We start from the raw sequence: 18211 nt of genomic DNA on the forward strand, positions 1-18211 counted from the left end.
GTAGCTTTATTCCTGAACCTTGGCCAAGCCGTTCTCACTTTTCTACGGCTTAAATTTTAAAAACCTACCCCTGAAAGGAGAGGGGGAGAGGGGGAGAGCGGAAGAGGGGGAGAGGGGGAGAGGGGGAGAGCGGAAGATGAGGAGATGAGGAGAGGGAGGGGGATAGGCCGAGAGCGGAAGAGCGGGAGAGCGGGAGATGAGGAGATTGGGAAAATTTCTATTTCTCTGTTCTCCCTTCTTCCTTCTCCCTTCTTCCGACGGACATCCGACTGACATCCGTTACATCCGTTACATCCGTTACATCCGTTACATCCGTTACACAATCCGTTGCCGAACCTTCTTCCTAACTAATTCGAGGGCCTGCCATCCTGCGGTGGAGTGGCGATTCCGGGTCTGATATTGGGAGCAGCGGGTGCAGGCGAAACAGGAGGAATGCCCTGATTTGCCCCAGAGTTGCTAGGCTGCCCAGGAGCCGGGAGAGGGGATTGAAACTGATTGGGATTGAACTGCAGCTGCCCAGGAGTGGGGAGAGGAGATTGAAACTGATTGGGGTTGAACTGTTGCTGCCCCGGAGGCACAGGAGACGGCAGAGGTTGACCGGAATTGCCGATCGCAGGTGCTGCAGGAATGCCAGAATTGGGAAGCGAGGTATTGGGCAATGGGGAAGGGGCCGAACTAGGAAGAGTTGCCAGGGCCACTCTATCGCCCCCTACCTCTCTCAATTTGTCTAAAACCTCGACAACTTTGGCATATCTAGCATTTTGAGGAGCGTACAGTACCATCAACCCCGCAGGATTTCTGCTTTGGAAACTCTTTAAAACTCGATCGAGCTGTTGGTAATTAACAGGCAATTGGTCGATATAAGTTTGCCCGAAATCGTCAATGCTGACAATCAGCATCTCTCGCATCTGCGTTTGTCCAGTCTTCGCTTTAGGTAAATCGACATTAATTGCTTGCTGGCGAGTCAGTTGCAAAGCGGCGAGCAGAAAAAACGTCAGGATGCAAAATATTACGTCAATTAAAGGCACCAGTTCTATCCGAGCCTCTTCAGCAGGAGTATCTAAGTGAATCTTCATCCGTTCTCCTTGGTTCTAATTATTAGAAGGTGAATCTTCAGCCGGATCGGAACCTTTCAATTTCGGCTCCCGATTCCGTTCTCCCGCTTCTTGAGAATTGAGAGAACGCCTGTTCAAACCATCTGCGCCAAAAGAAGAATTGCTGTATTCTGCACCGGGTGTTCGACCCTTAGCATTAGCTGCCGGCCAGTATTGCCTGTAAAGCAATTCCATTTCATTTCCAGCTTTGCGAAATATTTTTGCCTGGTTGAACAAAAAAGCTTGAAATATGCGATAAAACGCCAAGGTAAAAATTGCTACTACCATCCCTGAAGCAGTCGTGATCAGCGCCTCGCTAATTCCCAAAGTTACGCCAGTTGTTGCCGCCGTGCCGATGTCGCCCAGACGGATGGAACTGAGCGAGTTAATCAAGCCCAAAACTGTTCCCAGCAAGCCCAGCAACGGGGCTAGAGCGATCGTAGCTTCTAAGATTTTGTCACCGCGGCGCATCGAAGCCAACTCTTCATCCGCTGCAGCTTCAAGTGCGAGTCGAAACAAATCTGGTTCGGGATTGTAGAGCCGCAGGGGTGCAGAAAGAAATCGCCCGATCGGCTGTCGGTTAGCTTGTCTGGCAATCTCGTTAGCCGCCCCCCAATCGCTGCGAGCCGCTTCCAGAATGCGGTTAACTATCTGCTTTTCTTTGCTCAGGAGGCTCGCCCAAAACCACAAGCGCTCGATAATTGTACTCAAAGATAAAATCGATAACAGCAACAGGGGCCACATGGCGGGGCCGCCTTTTTGAAACAGTTCTTGAATATTCACAATATTTTTGCTCCTGCAGTACCCGCTAACTTTTGCTTCTGTTCTACTTTTTTTAACAAATCTAAGGCCATTTAATTTTAGCTATTAATGTACTCAGGACTTACGCACTCGCGACTAAAGAAAGCCGATTTTGGGAAATGGGCATCGGGGTACAACGAAGTATTTTCGTCGAGCAAACCCGGTTTCCGGGTAAGTCTTGGTACTGTTTTCTAGTGCCGGCGCGCGATGGGCGGCGACTTCCTCACAACTCGTCTAAATCTTGACACATATCTTGCAGCGATTGGTGTTGAAGGCGGCGGGAAGAGCGGCGATATTTTTTAGTTTGCAGCTTCGGTTCGTAATGCTGCGTACCATCCGACTTGGTTTGCTGCTTCAAACTCGATTCGGCGCTACTAGAGTTTTGCTCTTGTTGCTGGCGGACGATCGCCTCTTCGAGAAACTGCAAGTAATACTCATAGCGCTCCCAACCGCCCCGCACGACACAGTTAGGCTCGTCTCGGTGCGAACAATCACTAAATTGGCAGCTACCCACAGCCAGCCTCTGGCGCGCTTCTGGGAAATATTGAGCTAACTCTGAGGGATCGCATTCGAGAGCCGGCTGATTAAAGCCCGGAGTATCGGCCAAAAGTCCGCCGCCGGGGAGTTCAAATAGTTCGACGTGGCGAGTCGTGTGGCGCCCGCGGCCGAGTTTGCCGGAAACAGCGTTCACTCGCAGATTCAGGGCCGGGATCAGTTGGTTGATTAAGCTGGACTTGCCAACCCCAGAAGGGCCACAAATTACCGTTATTTTCCCTTGCAGGTGGTCTAGAAGCAAGTTCGGCAACGGGCTATGTACGGGGTTTAACGGATGTAACGCCTTGACCGAATTTGGAATTTGAGGGTTATCCTCAGAACTCAGCAGAGATGGCTCTCTTTTCTCCACTAAGTCATTGAAATGCGGTTCCGAGGCAAAAATTTCATTTTGACCATTAGCGGGAGCTTCCTGAACTCCTGCACCGCTGCGGACGCTAATAAACATGGGTTCGTAGCCCCAGCCTGAAAGCCGATCGCGCCACTGTTCCAACTCATCGGGCGTCACCAAATCGCATTTGTTGAGGCACAAACTCACCTCTAAACCTGTAGATTCGGCCTTAACTAAAAACCGAGTTAATGACGCGGGATCTAAGTCTGGTTCAGCAAGGGCAAAAACAAGGAGAATGCGATCGGCATTAGCTACAGGCGGGCGGTTGAGTTCTGTTTGGCGCGGGAAGACTTCAGAAATTGCTCCCCGGCGGTCAGTCCAGTCCGGTTCGTCTACCACCACGCGATCGCCCACCATCACCTGTTGACCAATTTTTTTGAGTCGAGTGCGACGAGTGCACAGGAGAATCGGAGAATCTGCAAGGGGGGCATTTTCCCCGTCAATGGAGACTTCGGGATCTAACCTCACTTGGTAGAAGTTAGCCTGAACAGCAATTACAGTACCCACGATCGAGGGTGAATTCAGGCTCATCCTGCTTCCTTGTCTTCTGGGCGCTGCACTTTCATTGAAAAATAGCCCGACTCCGGCTCATCCGCGACAAATTCCGTTTCCAGAATCTGGTACCCTTCCATTTTGAGACTATCAGGTACTTGTTCGATCGGCTCCCCAGCATCCAGCCACACTTCCAAAACTGCTCCCGGTGCCATTTGCTCCAAACGCAGTTTAGTGCGGACAAAATTCAGAGGACACGGAGTACCACGCAGATCGATTTTGGCATCTGGGGATTTGGGATTTTCAATTTTCGATGTTGAATTCATAATACTTTTTGCAATCTCAAATCCTGAAAGCCTTAGTTTTTTAAACAAGTTGCCTGGAAAAGGGAGAATCTCAAATTTTGTGTCCAATTGGACACAGACTATTATTCTTTCTCCAAAAAAGTGAGCGCAATTGCGCTCACTTTTTTGAGCGCTGCTGAAACCGAATGCCCAGGAAGCGTCCCACCTGCCATTTTTGTGGGCAATTGCGCCCAAAATTTTGACGGCTGTTGAAACAAATTGCCGGGGAATCCTGAAACAGGAAAATTTGACACCAATTGGTGTCAAAAATTGCTTATTTCTGAAACAAATTGCCCAGAAATCCTTCCAAGCCGCCTTTACCGGTACGATCGCCCTTCAGCTTAGCAAGCTGCATCAGCAATTCCCGTTCCTCAGCCGTCACCTTAGTCGGAATGTCAATAGACACCGTAATCAAATGATCGCCGCGACTGACTGGATTTCCCAACCGAGGCACCCCTTTTTTCTCAAGAGTCAGAACAGTATTCGCCTGAGTTCCGCTAGGAATCAACAATTCCGTCGGCCCGTCTACGGTTTCCACTTCCAACCGGCACCCCAAAATTGCTTGCAAATAACTAATTTTAACTTCCGAGTTAACGTTAATGCCGTCGCGCTTAAATAGCGGGTCTTCATTCACCGCCAAGAACACGTAAAGATCTCCGGGCGGGCCGCCCAGTTTGCCGGCATCCCCTTCATTGGAAACGCGCAAGCGAGTACCGTTGTCAACCCCAGCCGGAATTGTGATTTTCAGCTTTTTCATCACTTCTTTCTGGCCCCGGCCCCCGCAAGTTTCGCACTTATCCTCAATCACTTGCCCGGTGCCGTTGCAAGTGGGGCAAACTGAAACTTGAGTAAAGCTGCCGAAAGGAGTGCGGGTAGCGCGTCGGACTTGACCGCTGCCGGTACAAGTCGAGCAAGTTTGGGGTCGGGTTCCCGGTTTTGCGCCAGTCCCGGTGCAAGTTTCGCAGGTTTCTAGATGCTTGATGCGGAGTTCTTTTTCCCCACCAAACACTGCTTCGCGAAAGTCCAGTCGCAAATCGAGGCGCAAATCGTCTCCGCGCACCGGCCCGCTGCGCCTGCGACCTTGCTGTTGTTGGCCGACGCCTCCCTGAAAGCCCTGAAAGAAGCTTTCAAAAATATCGGCAAAGCTGTCACCAAAGTCTTGGAAACCAGGTGCGCCTGCACCGCTGACGCCTGCTTCGCCGAAACGGTCGAAACGGGCGCGGGTTTCTGGTTCTGAGAGTACCTCGTAGGCGCGGTTAATTTCTTTAAACCGCTCCTCGGCACCGGATTCTTTGTTGACATCTGGATGGTACTTGCGAGCTAGGCGGCGGTAAGCACGCTTAATTTCTTCTTTGTCTGCGCTGCGAGAAACGCCTAATATTTCATAGTAATCACCGGCCATAGAGCTGCTTGCCTGGAGGTAAATAACAAAAAGTGTACGAAAAAAAAACGGGCGACCTTTCCTGAAATTACAGATTAAAAATCAAAAATTCTCAGTGTTAATTTTTAACTTTTAATTTTTAGCTTTTCTGTTTTAAAGGAAAGGATTCATATCATCAACTTCTGGTTCGGGAACCTTCTGTTTTTGTTTTGACTGTGGATTTGACTGTGGACTTGACTGTGGATTTGACTGTGGATTTGACTGTCGTTTTGACTGTCGCTCCGGCTTGGATTCCGGCTTGGATTCCGGCTTTGGTGCCGGCTTTGGTTCCGGCTTTGGTTCCGGCTTTGGTGCCGGCGGAGCTTGGGGCGCCACCTGCAGCTCTTCTTTCAGCAAAATGCTGTCGTCGTCCGCTTTAACCTCTTCTGGTTCTGATGATTCTACTTCTGACATCATCTCGCTTTCAACAACAGCTCCTGACGGGGCTACCCCGCTGCGGGCTTGGTCGTAGACTGCTGTCCCCAGCGAGTATAGCAGTTGCTTGAAAGATTCGATTGCGGGGGTGAGTTCCTCGATTGTAATGTCGGGGTTAGTCATCGCTGCCCGCAAGGCTGCTGCGGCTGTTTCCGCTTCGGCCTTGAGCTCGTCACTCAGCAGTTGCGCGTTGGTTTTTAAAGTTACACCACAATTATAGACGAGGGAGTCAGCTTGATTTTTGAGTTCGACGAGTAGAGCGCGCTTGATGTCCTCGTCGGCGTAAAGTTCGGCTTCTTGTCGCATCCGCTCGACTTCGGTTTCGCTCAATCCCCCTGTATTGGAAATTTGGATGCTTTGTTCTTTTCCGGTTCCCTTGTCTTCAGCAGCCACTTTGAGAATCCCGTTGGCATCGATTTCAAAGGTAACTTCGATTTGAGGTACGCCGCGGGGAGCTGGGGGAATGCCTTTGAGCAGGAATTTGCCGAGACTTTTATTGTCTTTAACCAATGCCCGCTCGCCTTGGAGCACGTGAATTTCTACCGAGGTTTGCCCGTCTGCCGCCGTGCTGTACATTTGCGATCGGCTGGTGGGAATAGTTGTATTGCGCTCGATTACTTTGGTGAACACTCCGCCCAAGGTTTCGAGTCCCAGGGAGAGCGGCGTCACATCGAGCAGCAACAAGTCTTTGACTTCACCACCCAGCACCCCGGCTTGAATTGCCGCGCCTACCGCTACAGCTTCGTCGGGATTGACGGATTTATCGGGAGAAACGCCCCCAAAATACTTGCTAATTGCCTTTTGAACTGCCGGAATCCGGGTTGAGCCTCCCACTAAAATAATCCTGTCTATGTCTTTGGGGGTCAAACTTGCGTCTTTGAGGGCTTGAGTCACCGGATCGATCGTCGCTTGCACCAAATGAGCCACCAGTTTTTCAAACTGAGCTTTGGAGAGTTCCATTTCCAAATGCTTCGGCCCTTTCTCGTCAGAAGAGATGAAGGGCAAATTGATTGAGGTGGATTCCCGGTTGGAGAGTTCGATTTTCGCTTTTTCCGCAGCTTCTCGGAGGCGCTGCAAGGCCATTTTGTCTTGTGAGAGGTCACTGCCTTCTTGAGTGCGGAAAGCTTCTACCAGCCACTGGACTATGCAGTCGTCAAAGTCATCTCCTCCGAGATGGTTGTTACCGGAGGTAGCGTTGACTTCAAAAATTCCGTCTCCCAGTTGCAGGATCGAAACGTCGAAAGTACCGCCGCCTAGGTCAAAGACCAAGATTTTCTGTTCTATATTTTGCTTGTCCAGCCCGTAGGAAAGGGCTGCCGCTGTCGGTTCGTTGACGATCCGCAGGACTTCTAGGCCGGCGATCGTACCGGCGTCTTTAGTAGCTTGCCGTTGGGCGTCTGTGAAGTAGGCTGGCACTGTAATCACGGCTTGGGTAACAGTTTGTCCCAAATAAGCTTCAGCATCTTGCTTGAGCTTTTGGAGTACCATTGCCGAGATTTCTTGGGGAGTGTGAACCTTGTTCCGAATTTGGACGTTAACGGTATCGTCTTTGCCTTTTATGCAGGTATAGGGAGTCCGCGCTCGTTCTTCTTCCGTGTCGTCCCACCGCCGTCCGATAAATCGTTTGATACTGTAGACAGTATTTACAGCATTAGTTACAGCTTGCCGCTTGGCTAGTTGACCTACTAAGCGATCGCCCGCCTTGCCGAATCCTACTATACTCGGAGTTGTGCGGCCGCCCTCGGAATTGGCGATCACGACCGGTTTACCGCCCTCTAACACAGCTACGCAACTGTTAGTTGTGCCTAAGTCAATTCCAATAATTTTTCCCATAGCGCCTCATAAAACTTTGTGGGATGTTGGAAACCTCCAACTACAGGTTGGGGGATGAAAAACGACTCAGCTTGTTCAAACAAGCATCACCCGACCCGATTTGTAGGAAATAAATTTGATGTCAATCAGGCAATATCAAAGAGGGGTAAAAACATTTTTCAGAATTTTTCGAGAAAGCGCTGACCTGCTTTTAGTCATCTTTAATTAAGAAGTTGGTGAGTCTGCCACCTGGGAACCCCCGAACTCTATTCGGGGGTCAGTGACTTTGAGGAATGCAGTAGCTTGTATCCCGATTAACCTTCCGAACTATCGGGATTTTCATCTGAGGCTACCACAGATAGCCCAGCCGCTGCAACTTTCACTTTGGCGTGCCGCAAGACGCGATCGCCCAGAATGTAGCCGCGTTCTAGTTCTTGGATAATTGTTCCTTCCTCGTGTTCGTCAGTTGGCTCGCTCAGCAGAGCTTCGTGGAGGTTGGGGTCAAACTGTTCACCTTCGGGGCGCATCGGAGAAACCCCGATTTGCTTGAGGCCGTCTACCATTTGCTTGTAAACGCTTTGGTAGCTTTTGTGAATGTTCATTTCGCCATCGGTTTGCGGCTTGATGTGCGATCGAGCGCGCTCGAAATTGTCAATTACCGGCAACAGGGGTTTAATCGTGATACACCTTGCCTGTAAATCTAGCTCTTCTTTTTCCTTTTGGGTACGCCTGCGGAAGTTTTCAAAATCTGCTGCTAGGCGGAGATTTTGATTTTTCAGTTCTTCTAGTTGAGCGGATGCGGCTTGCAACTGAGTTTTTAAAGCCTCTTTTTCATCGTTGGCCTGGGCCAGTTCCTTCTTCCAAGGCTCCACCGCGTCTGCAGTCGGACTGTTGGTTGAACTGCCGGTGACGGTAGGCCCCGATGCGTTTGCTGGGGTGCGATCGCCCTGAGCACTTTGATAAGCTCGAGCAAGTTCGAGCTCCCAATCCGCCGATTCGTTCGAGTTTCCTGATGCCGCCGGATTTTCGCTTGCCATTGGCGAACCCTCTGGGGTGGTTTCCCCAGTTGAGTTAGGATCTTGATCTTGCTGTTTTTCCTCGTCAATCATAAAAGCTGCGCGACAGAACCCTATCAATTCTAGCAGATACAGTTAACCCGGTAAATCTAGAGAACTCGAATTTACTGTGTATGGCACAATGTGAAAAGAGGAAGTCTCGCCAGTTCTGGAGACATTGCTCAAAGCTTTCCATAAAATATTCCAAGGCCCGTTTAGATATTTACGTATAATATGGCAGCAAGGGGGCAAACCCAACGTTTGTTGGTTCCTGATTTTTAATTAACGCGATCGCATTTACCCAAATAATTGGGTTTAAAGCCCCTTCTTCAGTGGCCGACTTTAATTTCGACTATAAAGTGTAAAAAGTTATAAAGTAAACACATTTTATAGACATAGTGTTTTATAGGTGTGATAGAATACTTGTATGATCGTATTAGAGTTTAAGTTGAAAGGCAAAACGCAGCAATACCGAGTCATCGACGAAATGATTCGGACAGCTCAATTTGTCAGAAATAAAACTCTTAGATACTGGATAGAAAATCAAGGAGTTAAGCTGATAGACCTATACAAACAGTGTGCCATCATGGCCAAAGAGTTTGAATGGGCCGGCAAACTTAACTCGATGGCTCGTCAAGCTTCTGCTGAACGTGCCATTTTTGCAATCCAACGTTTTTTCGCGAATTGTAAAGCCAAAAAACCAGGGAAAAAAGGATACCCGCAGTTCAAGAAACATACTCGTTCCGTAGAATACGTGACATCAGGTTGGCAGCTTTCTTCCAACAAGAAATGCTTAACATTTACGGACGGTTTTGCTGCTGGAATTTTCAAGTTAGTTGGCAGTCGGGATTTGCATTTTTATGCACCCAGCGAGATTAAGCGAGTTAGGGTGATTCGGCGTGCCGACGGTTACTACGCTCAGTTTTGTATCGATGTGGAACGAAAAGGGGAATCTATTTCCACTGGTAAAGCTATTGGCATAGATTTGGGATTAAACCATTTCTATACCGACAGTGATGGTGAAACAGTTCCCAACCCTCGCTATCTGGGCAAAAGCGCAAAAGCTTTAAAACGATTGCAGAAACGAGTTTCTCGAAAGAAGAAGGGTTCTAGCAATCGTAACAAAGCGATTAACAAGTTAGAAAGAAAACACCTGAAGGTCAGCAGGCAGCGCAAAGACTTCGCCGTTAAGACGACGCCCGGCGCGGTGAAATCTAGCGATTTTGTGTTCTACGAAGACCTTCAGGTGAAGAATATGCTTAAGAACCACAAGCTTGCCAAATCAATTAGCGATGCAGCGTGGACTCAATTTGCTCAATGGTTGCAATATTTTGGGAAAATATACGGTAAAACAGTAATTGCTGTCGCCCCTCAATACACTTCCCAACATTGTTCAGCCTGTGGCAATATAGTCAAAAAATCGCTATCAACTAGAACCCATATTTGTTGTTGTGGCGGGGTATTAGATCGGGATCACAACGCCGCGATTAACATTTTGGAAAAAGGATTGAAGCAAGCAGGAATCAGTTTAAATACGGTGGGGCACGCCGAAATTAACGCTTGGGGACAGAACGATCTCTACTTAGTGGTGGTAACATCAACGAGCAAATCGACTGACTGAGCCAAGAATCCTCGCGCCTTCAGGCGCCCGGAGTGTCAAACTGGAGAGATAGGGATTGAGCAAGAAAATGATAGCTGATCCATAAGCAAAGAATACGGGGGTTAAAACCCCGCGTTGGTTTTCCTCTCAGCACTCTGTGTGACTGAGTTTCCCACCTATTGAGTGTTTTTTATGACTAGCACATCCCCGCCGCGCTCCACATCCATAGTTTCTGTGAGCCAATTTCCTCCGGCTCTCACCAAGATGATTCTGTCGGGTTACGTCAACGGCGAGCAAGTGAAGCAAGCTCAAATTGAAAGCCAGAAGTCGGGTAAGCGGTTGACTGAGGTATTAGAAGCACTTACCGGGCAGCCGTTGCCTCCAGAATTGCTGCGACTTTACAAGAAGCAGCAGATGTTTGAACGGAAGATAGTCTACGGCGTTGAAGCATTTGACCCGGAGATGAGCGAAATGTCTAACGAGCAACTCGGAGTTATGCTCGAGGCGTTGAAGATTTCGATCGACATTTGTCACCAAGGTCGGTTTTTACCCGTAGCGAAGACTGAAACTGAGCCGGCGGCGGTTTTAGTGGCAATGGTAGATCCCGACAACCTCAACGCCATAGAAGATTTGCGGCGGATTTTACAGCCTCACGGCTTGGCTTTGCAGCGACGGGTGATTACGCCAGACGACTATCAGGACATAACTTCGGCCTATCAAGACGAGCAAGTTAAGGTAGCAGCCAAAATAGCAGCAGCCGAAAAGCAGAGAAAGATGGATTTAGGGGAGGGAGATTTTGGCGAACTCTCCCTAGAAGAGGAGACTGCCGACCAAGAAGACCTCGCTAACACTTTGGACGATGCTGAGGCTGCTCCCGTAATTAAGGCCGTCAATATCATTTTGGCTAAAGCTTTGTCGGAAAAGGTGTCTGACATCCACGTAGAACCTCAAGAAGAGTTCATGCGGATTCGGATGCGGAAAGACGGGGTGCTGCAAGAGTATTTCCGGTTTCCCAAACAGGTAGTCGCATCGATTACCGCTCGTTTCAAGATTATTGCCAACCTGGATATTGCCGAACGCCGACAAGCTCAAGACGGGCGCATCCGCCGGGTGTTTGAGGGACGCACGGTGGATTTCCGGGTGAACTGCTTGCCTTCCCGGTACGGCGAAAAAATCGTGCTGCGGATTTTGGACAGTTCCAGCACTCAGTTGGGGTTGGGTTTGTTAATCTCCGACGAAGAAACTCTGGCTTTAGTGCGAGAAAGTGCTAGCCGTCCGTTCGGACTGATTTTGGTGACGGGGCCGACGGGTTCGGGCAAATCAACTACTCTCTACTCGATTCTGTCGGAACGGAACGATCCGGGGGTTAATATCAGTACGGCGGAAGACCCGATCGAATATGCTTTGCCAGGAATTACCCAATGTCAAGTAATTCGGGAAAAAGACTTGACTTTTTCCAACATTCTGCGGGCCTTTTTGCGGCAAGACCCTGACGTGATGCTGGTGGGGGAAACGCGGGACAAGGAAACGGCAAAAACGGCTCTGGAAGCTGCTTTGACCGGACACTTGGTGCTGACGACGCTGCACACGAACGACGCGGCTGGGTCGATCGCGCGTTTGGCAGAAATGGGCGTAGAACCGTTCATGGTTTCGGCCGCTCTGTTGGGCGTGTTGGCTCAGCGTCTGATGCGGCGCGTTTGCGACAAATGCTGCATTCCTTACCAGCCTACTGCCGCAGAACTCGGCAAGTACGGTTTGTCGCCTTCTCAAGAAATCGATCTAACTGTTTACAAAGCCAACACCATACCGGTGGAGGAAAGGAAGGAACTGGCAGAACGCGAGCAACTTTGTCGGAAGTGCGGCGGCATAGGCTACAAAGGACGGGTAGGGGTTTACGAGTTCCTGAAAAATACTGAGCGGCTTCAAACTCTGATCACTCAAGGAGCTCCCACAGAGCAAATTAAGGAAGCTGCAGTAGAAGAAGGGATGAAAACGCTGTTGGCTTACAGCTTGCAATTGGTGCGGGAAGGCGCGACTACTTTTGAAGAAGTCGAGCGGGTGACGTTTACAGACTCTGGCCTGGAGGCTGAAATGAAAGCAAAAAGCAAGCAGGGACTTACCTGCAAGACTTGTCAGGCGCAATTGAAGCCGGAGATGCTGGATTGTCCGTACTGCTTGACGCCACGCTTTTTGGATTGATTCAACAGTTAACTGTTGACTGTTAACTGAGCTAGATTGGTCAATAACTATCAATTCGATCGAGGAGAGGTATCTATGGGTCTGATGATTGAAGACGTACTGGAGTCCCTGGTAGAGCAAGGGGGTTCGGACATACATATCCAAGCGGGCGCGCCTATATTCTTCCGAGTCAGCGGGAAACTAACTCCTCAGACTCAATACGGCGACATTCTGTCTGCTGAGGAAGTGCAGATCCTGATTTTCCAAATGCTCAACAATATGCAGCGCAAGCAGTTGGAAATGGAGTGGGAACTCGACTGCGCTTACGGCGTTCGGGGATTGGCTCGGTTCCGCGTCAATGTCTACCGCGAGCGGGGTGCTTGGGCTGCTTGTATGCGGGCTCTGGCTTCTAAGATTCCTAACGCCGATGCTTTAGGCGTGCCGCAGATTTTGCGGGATCTGACGGAAAGACCCAGGGGTATGCTGTTGGTGACGGGACAAACGGGTTCCGGGAAAACTACTACGATGGCGGCTTTGTTGGATCTGGTCAACCGGACGCGGGCGGAACACATTCTAACAGTTGAAGATCCGATCGAATATGTGTTTCCTAATATCAAGAGTTTGTTTCACCAGCGCCAAAAGGGTGAAGATACAAAGAGCTTTGCTAATGCGCTGAAAGCTGCTTTGCGCGAAGATCCTGATGTAATTCTCGTGGGGGAAATGCGGGACTTGGAAACGATCGGTCTGGCAATTTCGGCGGCTGAAACGGGTCACATGGTGATGGGAACGCTGCACACTAATTCGGCGGCTGCAACGATCGATCGGATTTTGGACGTGTTCCCGCCCATTCAACAACCCCAAGTTCGCGCCCAGGTGTCTAACTCTTTGGTGGGAATTTGCAGCCAAAATTTGGTAATAAAAGTTGGGGGCGGCCGCTGCTGCGCTATGGAAATCATGGTAAATACTCCAGCTATGGCTAACTTGATCCGGGAGGGCAAAACTCCGATGATTTACTCTCAAATCCAAATGGGGGCAAAATTGGGGATGAGGACGATGGAAATGGCCCTCGCTGAACTTTACAAGAGCGGTAAAGTCACTTGGGAATCGGCAATGGCCAAGGCTTCTAAGGCTGACGAACTCGAACGCTTGATCGGCCCGGCACCTGTGGGTACCCCCCCGGTAAAAGCTCATTAATTCCGTCTGCAGTCATTAGTCATTAGTCATTAGTCATTAGTCATTAGTTATTAGTCATTGGTCATTAGTCAGTTGGCCGTTGACCGTTGTTATTAATTATGGGTAACAACTAACAACTAACAACTGACAACTGACAACTAAGTTTTAATAATTTTTCAGAGGTGAGCTGTGGCTACCAATGTTATCCGCGAAAAACCGAAAGGTGGCTTTGATTTCAGTAAGATTCAGGAGCAAATAGAGTATAACCTTACCAGCCTTACTGTTAAGGATATGGCTATTTTTGCTCGTCAGTTTGCGGCTATGTTTAATGCAGGGGTGGCGATCGTTCGATGCCTTTCCGTGCTGCACGAGCAGTGTTCTAATGCTAAGCTGAAGCGAGCGCTCAGGAGCATGAATGCTGACGTGCAGGAGGGGATAAACTTGGCAGAGGCGATGGCTAAGTTTCCTGATGTTTTTGACCAACTGTTTATCAGTATGGTGGCGGCGGGAGAAGTCGGGGGGGTGCTAGATGAAACCCTAGACCGTCTGGCGGTGATGATGGAAAAAAATCACAAGACGGAGGCTGAAATTAATTCGGCGATGTCTTATCCGAAAACTGTGTTCTTTATTGCGATCGTGATTTTTTTCGCAATGACCATATTCTTGCTACCAACTTTCGCTAAAATCTTTAAGGATATTGGTGCAGATTTGCCGGCTTTTACGGTGATGATGTTGGGAATTAGTGCATTCTGTACGGCTTGGCCTCCCATTCAACAGGTGACAGTTATTGGGGTAATTATAGCGCTCAAAATTGCCTTCGATATGTACTACAAAACTCCCATAGGTCACCTACAAATTGATAGGATTGCCATGAAATTGCCGGTTTTTGGAGATTTGATTGAAAAATCTGCTGTGGCTCGGTTTTGCGTGATATTTGGGTCACTAACGCGATCGGGCGTGCCGATTCTCAATTCTTTGGAAATTGTGCGAGATGTGGCGGGGAATCAGGCGATATCTAATGCGATCGAATATGCGAGACAGGAAATTCAAAGCGGCGGCATGATCAGTATTGCTTTGCAAGAACAAGCTGTTTTTCCGTCTTTGGCCATTCAAATGATGGCAATTGGCGAGGAGACAGGGGAACTTGACAAGATGCTGATGAAAGTTGGCGCTTTCTACGAAACGGAAGTTGAAGAAGCGGTAAAAGGACTTACCAGTATGCTAGAACCTCTGATGATTGTGGTCGTCGGTGGTATCGTAGGTTCGATTTTGCTGTCGATGTATCTGCCGATGTTCGCAGTGTTCCAGAAGCTGTAAAAAAGAGCTAATTAGTTATTAGTTATTAGTTAGTAGCAATTAACGCCTGACCAATGACTATTTCAATCGTTCCCAGGCTCTGCCTGGGCAGACTTTTGGAGGAGGCACATCCTCGATTAAAAGGAGAAAACAATTTGGAGGCTCTGCCTCCAAATCTTCCTTACCAGGGTCTTCCAATTGGTGAAAAATTACGAAAATGTCACTAAAGTCAAGTAGGATAGGCACACAGATTTAACTGCTGCCTAATGCTGGCTGTACGCTCCTGGGTAAACGCATCTTAATTTGAACCCAAAATATGCTACAGTTAAATCCGAATAAATTTCCCGAATAAATTTCTATGTATAGCGGTTCTCAAAAAAGTGAGGTATGCCCTATGCCCACGGAGGCCTATGCCCTATGCCCACGGAGGCCTATGCCCATGAGTACCTCATCTTTCTGAGAAAGGCTATATATTAAATACCAGTCTTTTAGAATACTTGGCCAATTTGAACGTTTCCAGAATATAAAGAATAACAAAAATACTCAGATATATTACAGGGTAATTGCATCTTAAGTAAGGTATCATGGTAAGGGAAAATTTTTAAACATTTGACAGCATCTTTCAAGCGCAGCTCGTAAACTAAGGAATGAAAATTGAGTGCGATGCTGATAGCGAGCTAAGCACTCATCAGCGGTTCCACCGAGTTGATTTATCTCCATCAGGTGTTCTTGCCTAGGGCGTGTTTTCCAACTATAGCCACAACCGAATGCAGGCGATCGCGATCGTGGCTGTATAATTGGCAGGCAGCTTCTCATATCGAATAGCACTCCGACTCCATTGCTTGAGTCGGTTGATAGCACGTTCAACAATGTTCCGTTAGCGGTAGATTTGACAGCAGCCTTTTTCCATCTGCCTGAGTGAGGGATACCTGCCGGGAGTCCATTCCCAGTTTAACTGCTTGTTGGTCGCCGATCTCGTCTCCACCGCATCCCTGCCTCTGGCTCCTGCATTTTCTGTCATTTATCAAGTACAATTTATACCAAATTAGATGCGATTACCCTACACTAATAACCAATAAATATGGTTCACTTTAACGTTGGTTTTCAACACTTTAACTCCTTCGCTGATATTACGCTATCCCTGGCGAAAACTTTACACCAAATGGGAATTCCTATTTCGGTCGAACCATCAACAATAGCATCTCATCTCAGCCGCCATTCCACAGCAGAAGAAAACGACCTGCTAGCGAAGTGGATGAACACTGCACCCTCAGATTTATTTCAGATCAAATGGTCTCATTATTGGAAACCTTATTTTTTAAAAGAACTCAACGGACATCTCAATTTAGAACTTTTTGCTATCAATTACGAATTCGCCCAAAACCATGATGATTATGATTACTGGATTTATGATGCCGTTAACACTTCATCCCACAAACTAGCCGTCAGCCAATACTCTAAAAACGTTTTAATAAAAGCGGGATGTCCGGCGGCTAACGTATCAGTTATGCCTCTAGGTTTCAATCCTTTAATCTCGCAACTATATTTTCCCAGACCGCAAAAAACCCAAAAAGATGTAAAGTATATTCTGCACATGACCAATTCTTTTGATTTATATAGATTTGGCACGGATCTGGCCATTCAAGCTTTTTATGAAGAGTTTAAAGATGATTCTAACGTAGAGTTAATTATCAAAGATGGTGGCAAAAATCCTGATGTTATAGTGGAACATCTCGTAAATATCGAAAAACAATTCGGCAAGTTAAAGGCAAAAATTCTGATAATCCCTAAATTTTATAATAAAGCAGAACTAGCTGATTTATACTTGTCAGCAGATGCTTTTTTAGCTCCGTTTCGCGGGGAGGGTTTTGCGATTAAAATTTTGGATGCCTTTGCAGCAGGTTTGCCCGTTGCTATGACTATGTACGGGGGCCCGACTGATTACGCCAATGCTGATAACTGCTATCCCATTGCTTACGATCTAATTCCCGTCGGAAAGTGTTACGATACTGAGTATCTAAAAATCCGAAATGCTCCTCATTGGGCAGAGCCAAATGTTCAGTCTGTTCGCGAACAGTTACGAAAAATTGTTGAAGACCCGATGCGTTTTCGGGTAGGTCAAAAAGCTAGAGAGACGGCGGATTTATTTAATTGGGAAGCTGCCGCTCAAAAATTGTTAAGATTAATGCGAAAGTTGTTTTAGGAGCGGAAATTATGGGACTCGAACGCAAAATGTTTAGGGGAATGTTTTCACCGGGGGAAGTGGTACGATTGAAACAGCCTTGTTTTACTCCTGGGCGGTTGTTTGAGCCAGGAAAATATAACGCTGATGAGTTGCCGGATATCGCTTTTGATATGGGTTTGGTAGACCATTTGCCACCCGTCAAAGGCAACAGTTCAGAAAATCTCAATGTTCAGAACCCGCCAGCTCAAAAGCTTGAGGACTAAACTCCCGTTTGCAGTAAGGACTTCAGTCCTAAAAATCCCCATTTGTAGTAAGGACTTTAGTGCTGAAAATTAAAATAAATAATCAAAGACTCAAGTCCTGATTGCAAAAAAGATAAAGCCAATTTAACCATTTTGCTCTATCTGGGCAATTAACTCTTTCAAAACTTGACTAGCTTTATCGTTCTCAATCTGACAAGTTCCGGCATTCTGGTGGCCACCGCCGCCATATCTTAACATTAACTCCCCAATATTAGTTTTAGAAGTTTTGTTAAAGATTGACTTGCCAACTGCGAAAACAGTATTTTGTTGTTTCAGTCCCCAAAGTACGTGAATCGATACATTGCACTCAGGGAACAAAGCGTATATTACAAAACGATTCCCTGCATAAATCACCTCTTCGTTACGCAAATCCAAAACCACTAAATTATTATAAACTTTGGCGCAGCGCTGTATTTGCTCTCTAAATTTTTCTTCTTGCTCGAAGTAGAGGTCTACTCTTTCTTTCACATCAGGAAGCTGCAATATTTCAGCGATGGTATGATATTTGCAGTAATCGATTAACTGCATCATTAACTGATAATTGGAAACGGTAAATTCTTTAAACCTTCCCAACCCCGTTCGGGCGTCCATTATGAAGTTTAACAGCACCCATTCTTGCGGGTGCAGAACCTCTTCTTTGGCAAATTGAGCGGAATCTGATTTGTCAACTGCCACCATCATCGCCTCAGAAATATCAGGAAACTTTGCTTGACCTCCATAATATTTGTACAGTACCCTAGCTGCAGAAGCTGCATAGGGATCGATGATGTGGTTAATTTTGATTTTCTCGTGTCTAAGAGTTTCGCTGAAATGGTGATCGAAAGCTAGATGAACTCCCTCCACATAGGGTAAATTGGTGCTAATATCGTTATTTGTTATTTCGATTTTTCCATCCTGCATATCTTTAGGATGCACGAATTTAATCTCGTCGATCATATCGAGTTCTTTGAGCAAAACGGCACAGACAAGACCGTCAAAATCGCTGCGGGTGACTAATCTGTATTTTTTAGTGAGTGGCATATGCTTCTGTGATACGGAGGAACTGATCACCAGCTAATATAACGTATTACCCGATCGCTTT

15 protein-coding genes are annotated in these 18211 nt (G+C 47.6%); 6 read left to right on the forward strand and 9 right to left on the reverse strand.

The window, feature by feature from the left end; all coding sequences use genetic code 11:
* Window positions 1-347 precede the first annotated feature (347 nt).
* The 7 genes from QUA16_RS22995 to grpE all read right to left on the reverse strand — a co-directional run bounded on the left by QUA16_RS22995 (window position 348) and on the right by grpE (window position 8450).
* On the reverse strand, window positions 348-1076 hold the full coding sequence (locus QUA16_RS22995) for a biopolymer transporter ExbD (protein ID WP_333106097.1): 729 nt from the start codon (window positions 1074-1076) through the stop codon (window positions 348-350).
* Window positions 1077-1091: 15 nt separating this feature from the next.
* Window positions 1092-1877 carry a MotA/TolQ/ExbB proton channel family protein gene (locus tag QUA16_RS23000; protein ID WP_333106096.1) on the reverse strand — a complete coding sequence of 262 codons (786 nt, stop codon included), beginning with the start codon at window positions 1875-1877 and terminating at the stop codon, window positions 1092-1094.
* 241 nt (window positions 1878-2118) lie between these two features.
* The gene (gene rsgA, locus QUA16_RS23005) at window positions 2119-3369 is read right to left on the reverse strand and encodes a ribosome small subunit-dependent GTPase A (RefSeq protein ID WP_333106094.1); all 1251 of its coding nucleotides are present in this window, start codon (window positions 3367-3369) and stop codon (window positions 2119-2121) included.
* Complete coding sequence (locus QUA16_RS23010) at window positions 3366-3656, reverse strand: sulfurtransferase TusA family protein (RefSeq protein ID WP_333106093.1); 291 nt, start codon at window positions 3654-3656, stop codon at window positions 3366-3368. The genes rsgA and QUA16_RS23010 overlap by 4 nt, the downstream gene beginning before the upstream one ends.
* 292 nt (window positions 3657-3948) lie before the next feature.
* Entirely contained in the window at window positions 3949-5076 is a 1128-nt protein-coding gene (gene dnaJ / locus QUA16_RS23015) for a molecular chaperone DnaJ (RefSeq protein ID WP_333106091.1), read from the reverse strand.
* 132 nt (window positions 5077-5208) lie between these two features.
* Window positions 5209-7362 (reverse strand): molecular chaperone DnaK, encoded by a 2154-nt coding sequence (gene dnaK / locus QUA16_RS23020; protein WP_333106090.1) that lies wholly within the window; start codon window positions 7360-7362, stop codon window positions 5209-5211.
* 293 nt (window positions 7363-7655) lie between these two features.
* Window positions 7656-8450, reverse strand: coding sequence for a nucleotide exchange factor GrpE (grpE, locus tag QUA16_RS23025; protein ID WP_333106089.1), 795 nt, complete (start codon window positions 8448-8450; stop codon window positions 7656-7658).
* A 373-nt stretch (window positions 8451-8823) separates the two neighbouring features.
* Here grpE and QUA16_RS23030 point away from each other — a divergent pair, with 373 nt between their 5' ends.
* The 4 genes from QUA16_RS23030 (at window position 8824) to QUA16_RS23045 (ending at window position 14664) form a co-directional block, all read left to right on the forward strand.
* Window positions 8824-10017, forward strand: coding sequence for a transposase (locus tag QUA16_RS23030; protein WP_333106088.1), 1194 nt, complete (start codon window positions 8824-8826; stop codon window positions 10015-10017).
* 171 nt (window positions 10018-10188) lie between these two features.
* Window positions 10189-12195: a GspE/PulE family protein gene (locus tag QUA16_RS23035; protein ID WP_333106087.1), complete on the forward strand. Its 2007-nt coding sequence runs from the start codon at window positions 10189-10191 to the stop codon at window positions 12193-12195.
* A 75-nt stretch (window positions 12196-12270) separates the two neighbouring features.
* On the forward strand, window positions 12271-13368 hold the full coding sequence (locus tag QUA16_RS23040) for a type IV pilus twitching motility protein PilT (RefSeq protein ID WP_333106086.1): 1098 nt from the start codon (window positions 12271-12273) through the stop codon (window positions 13366-13368).
* 168 nt (window positions 13369-13536) lie between these two features.
* Window positions 13537-14664, forward strand: a complete 1128-nt coding sequence (locus tag QUA16_RS23045) for a type II secretion system F family protein (protein WP_333106085.1) — start codon at window positions 13537-13539, stop codon at window positions 14662-14664.
* An 856-nt stretch (window positions 14665-15520) separates the two neighbouring features.
* On the opposite strand, the gene QUA16_RS23055 is transcribed toward QUA16_RS23045, so the two are convergent.
* Window positions 15521-15664, reverse strand: coding sequence for a hypothetical protein (locus QUA16_RS23055; protein WP_333106098.1), 144 nt, complete (start codon window positions 15662-15664; stop codon window positions 15521-15523).
* A 60-nt stretch (window positions 15665-15724) separates the two neighbouring features.
* On the opposite strand from QUA16_RS23055, the gene QUA16_RS23060 reads away from it, so the two are divergent.
* Complete coding sequence (locus QUA16_RS23060; protein WP_333106083.1) at window positions 15725-16846, forward strand: glycosyltransferase family 4 protein; 1122 nt, start codon at window positions 15725-15727, stop codon at window positions 16844-16846.
* 11 nt (window positions 16847-16857) lie between these two features.
* Window positions 16858-17091: a hypothetical protein gene (locus tag QUA16_RS23065; protein ID WP_333106082.1), complete on the forward strand. Its 234-nt coding sequence runs from the start codon at window positions 16858-16860 to the stop codon at window positions 17089-17091.
* Window positions 17092-17214: 123 nt separating this feature from the next.
* On the opposite strand, the gene QUA16_RS23070 is transcribed toward QUA16_RS23065, so the two are convergent.
* Entirely contained in the window at window positions 17215-18150 is a 936-nt protein-coding gene (locus QUA16_RS23070; RefSeq protein ID WP_333106081.1) for an exopolyphosphatase, read from the reverse strand.
* Window positions 18151-18211: the final 61 nt, after the last annotated feature.

Origin of the sequence: Microcoleus sp. S13_C3 (assembly GCF_036700905.1) — a bacterium.
GTDB lineage: Bacteria > Cyanobacteriota > Cyanobacteriia > Cyanobacteriales > Microcoleaceae > Microcoleus.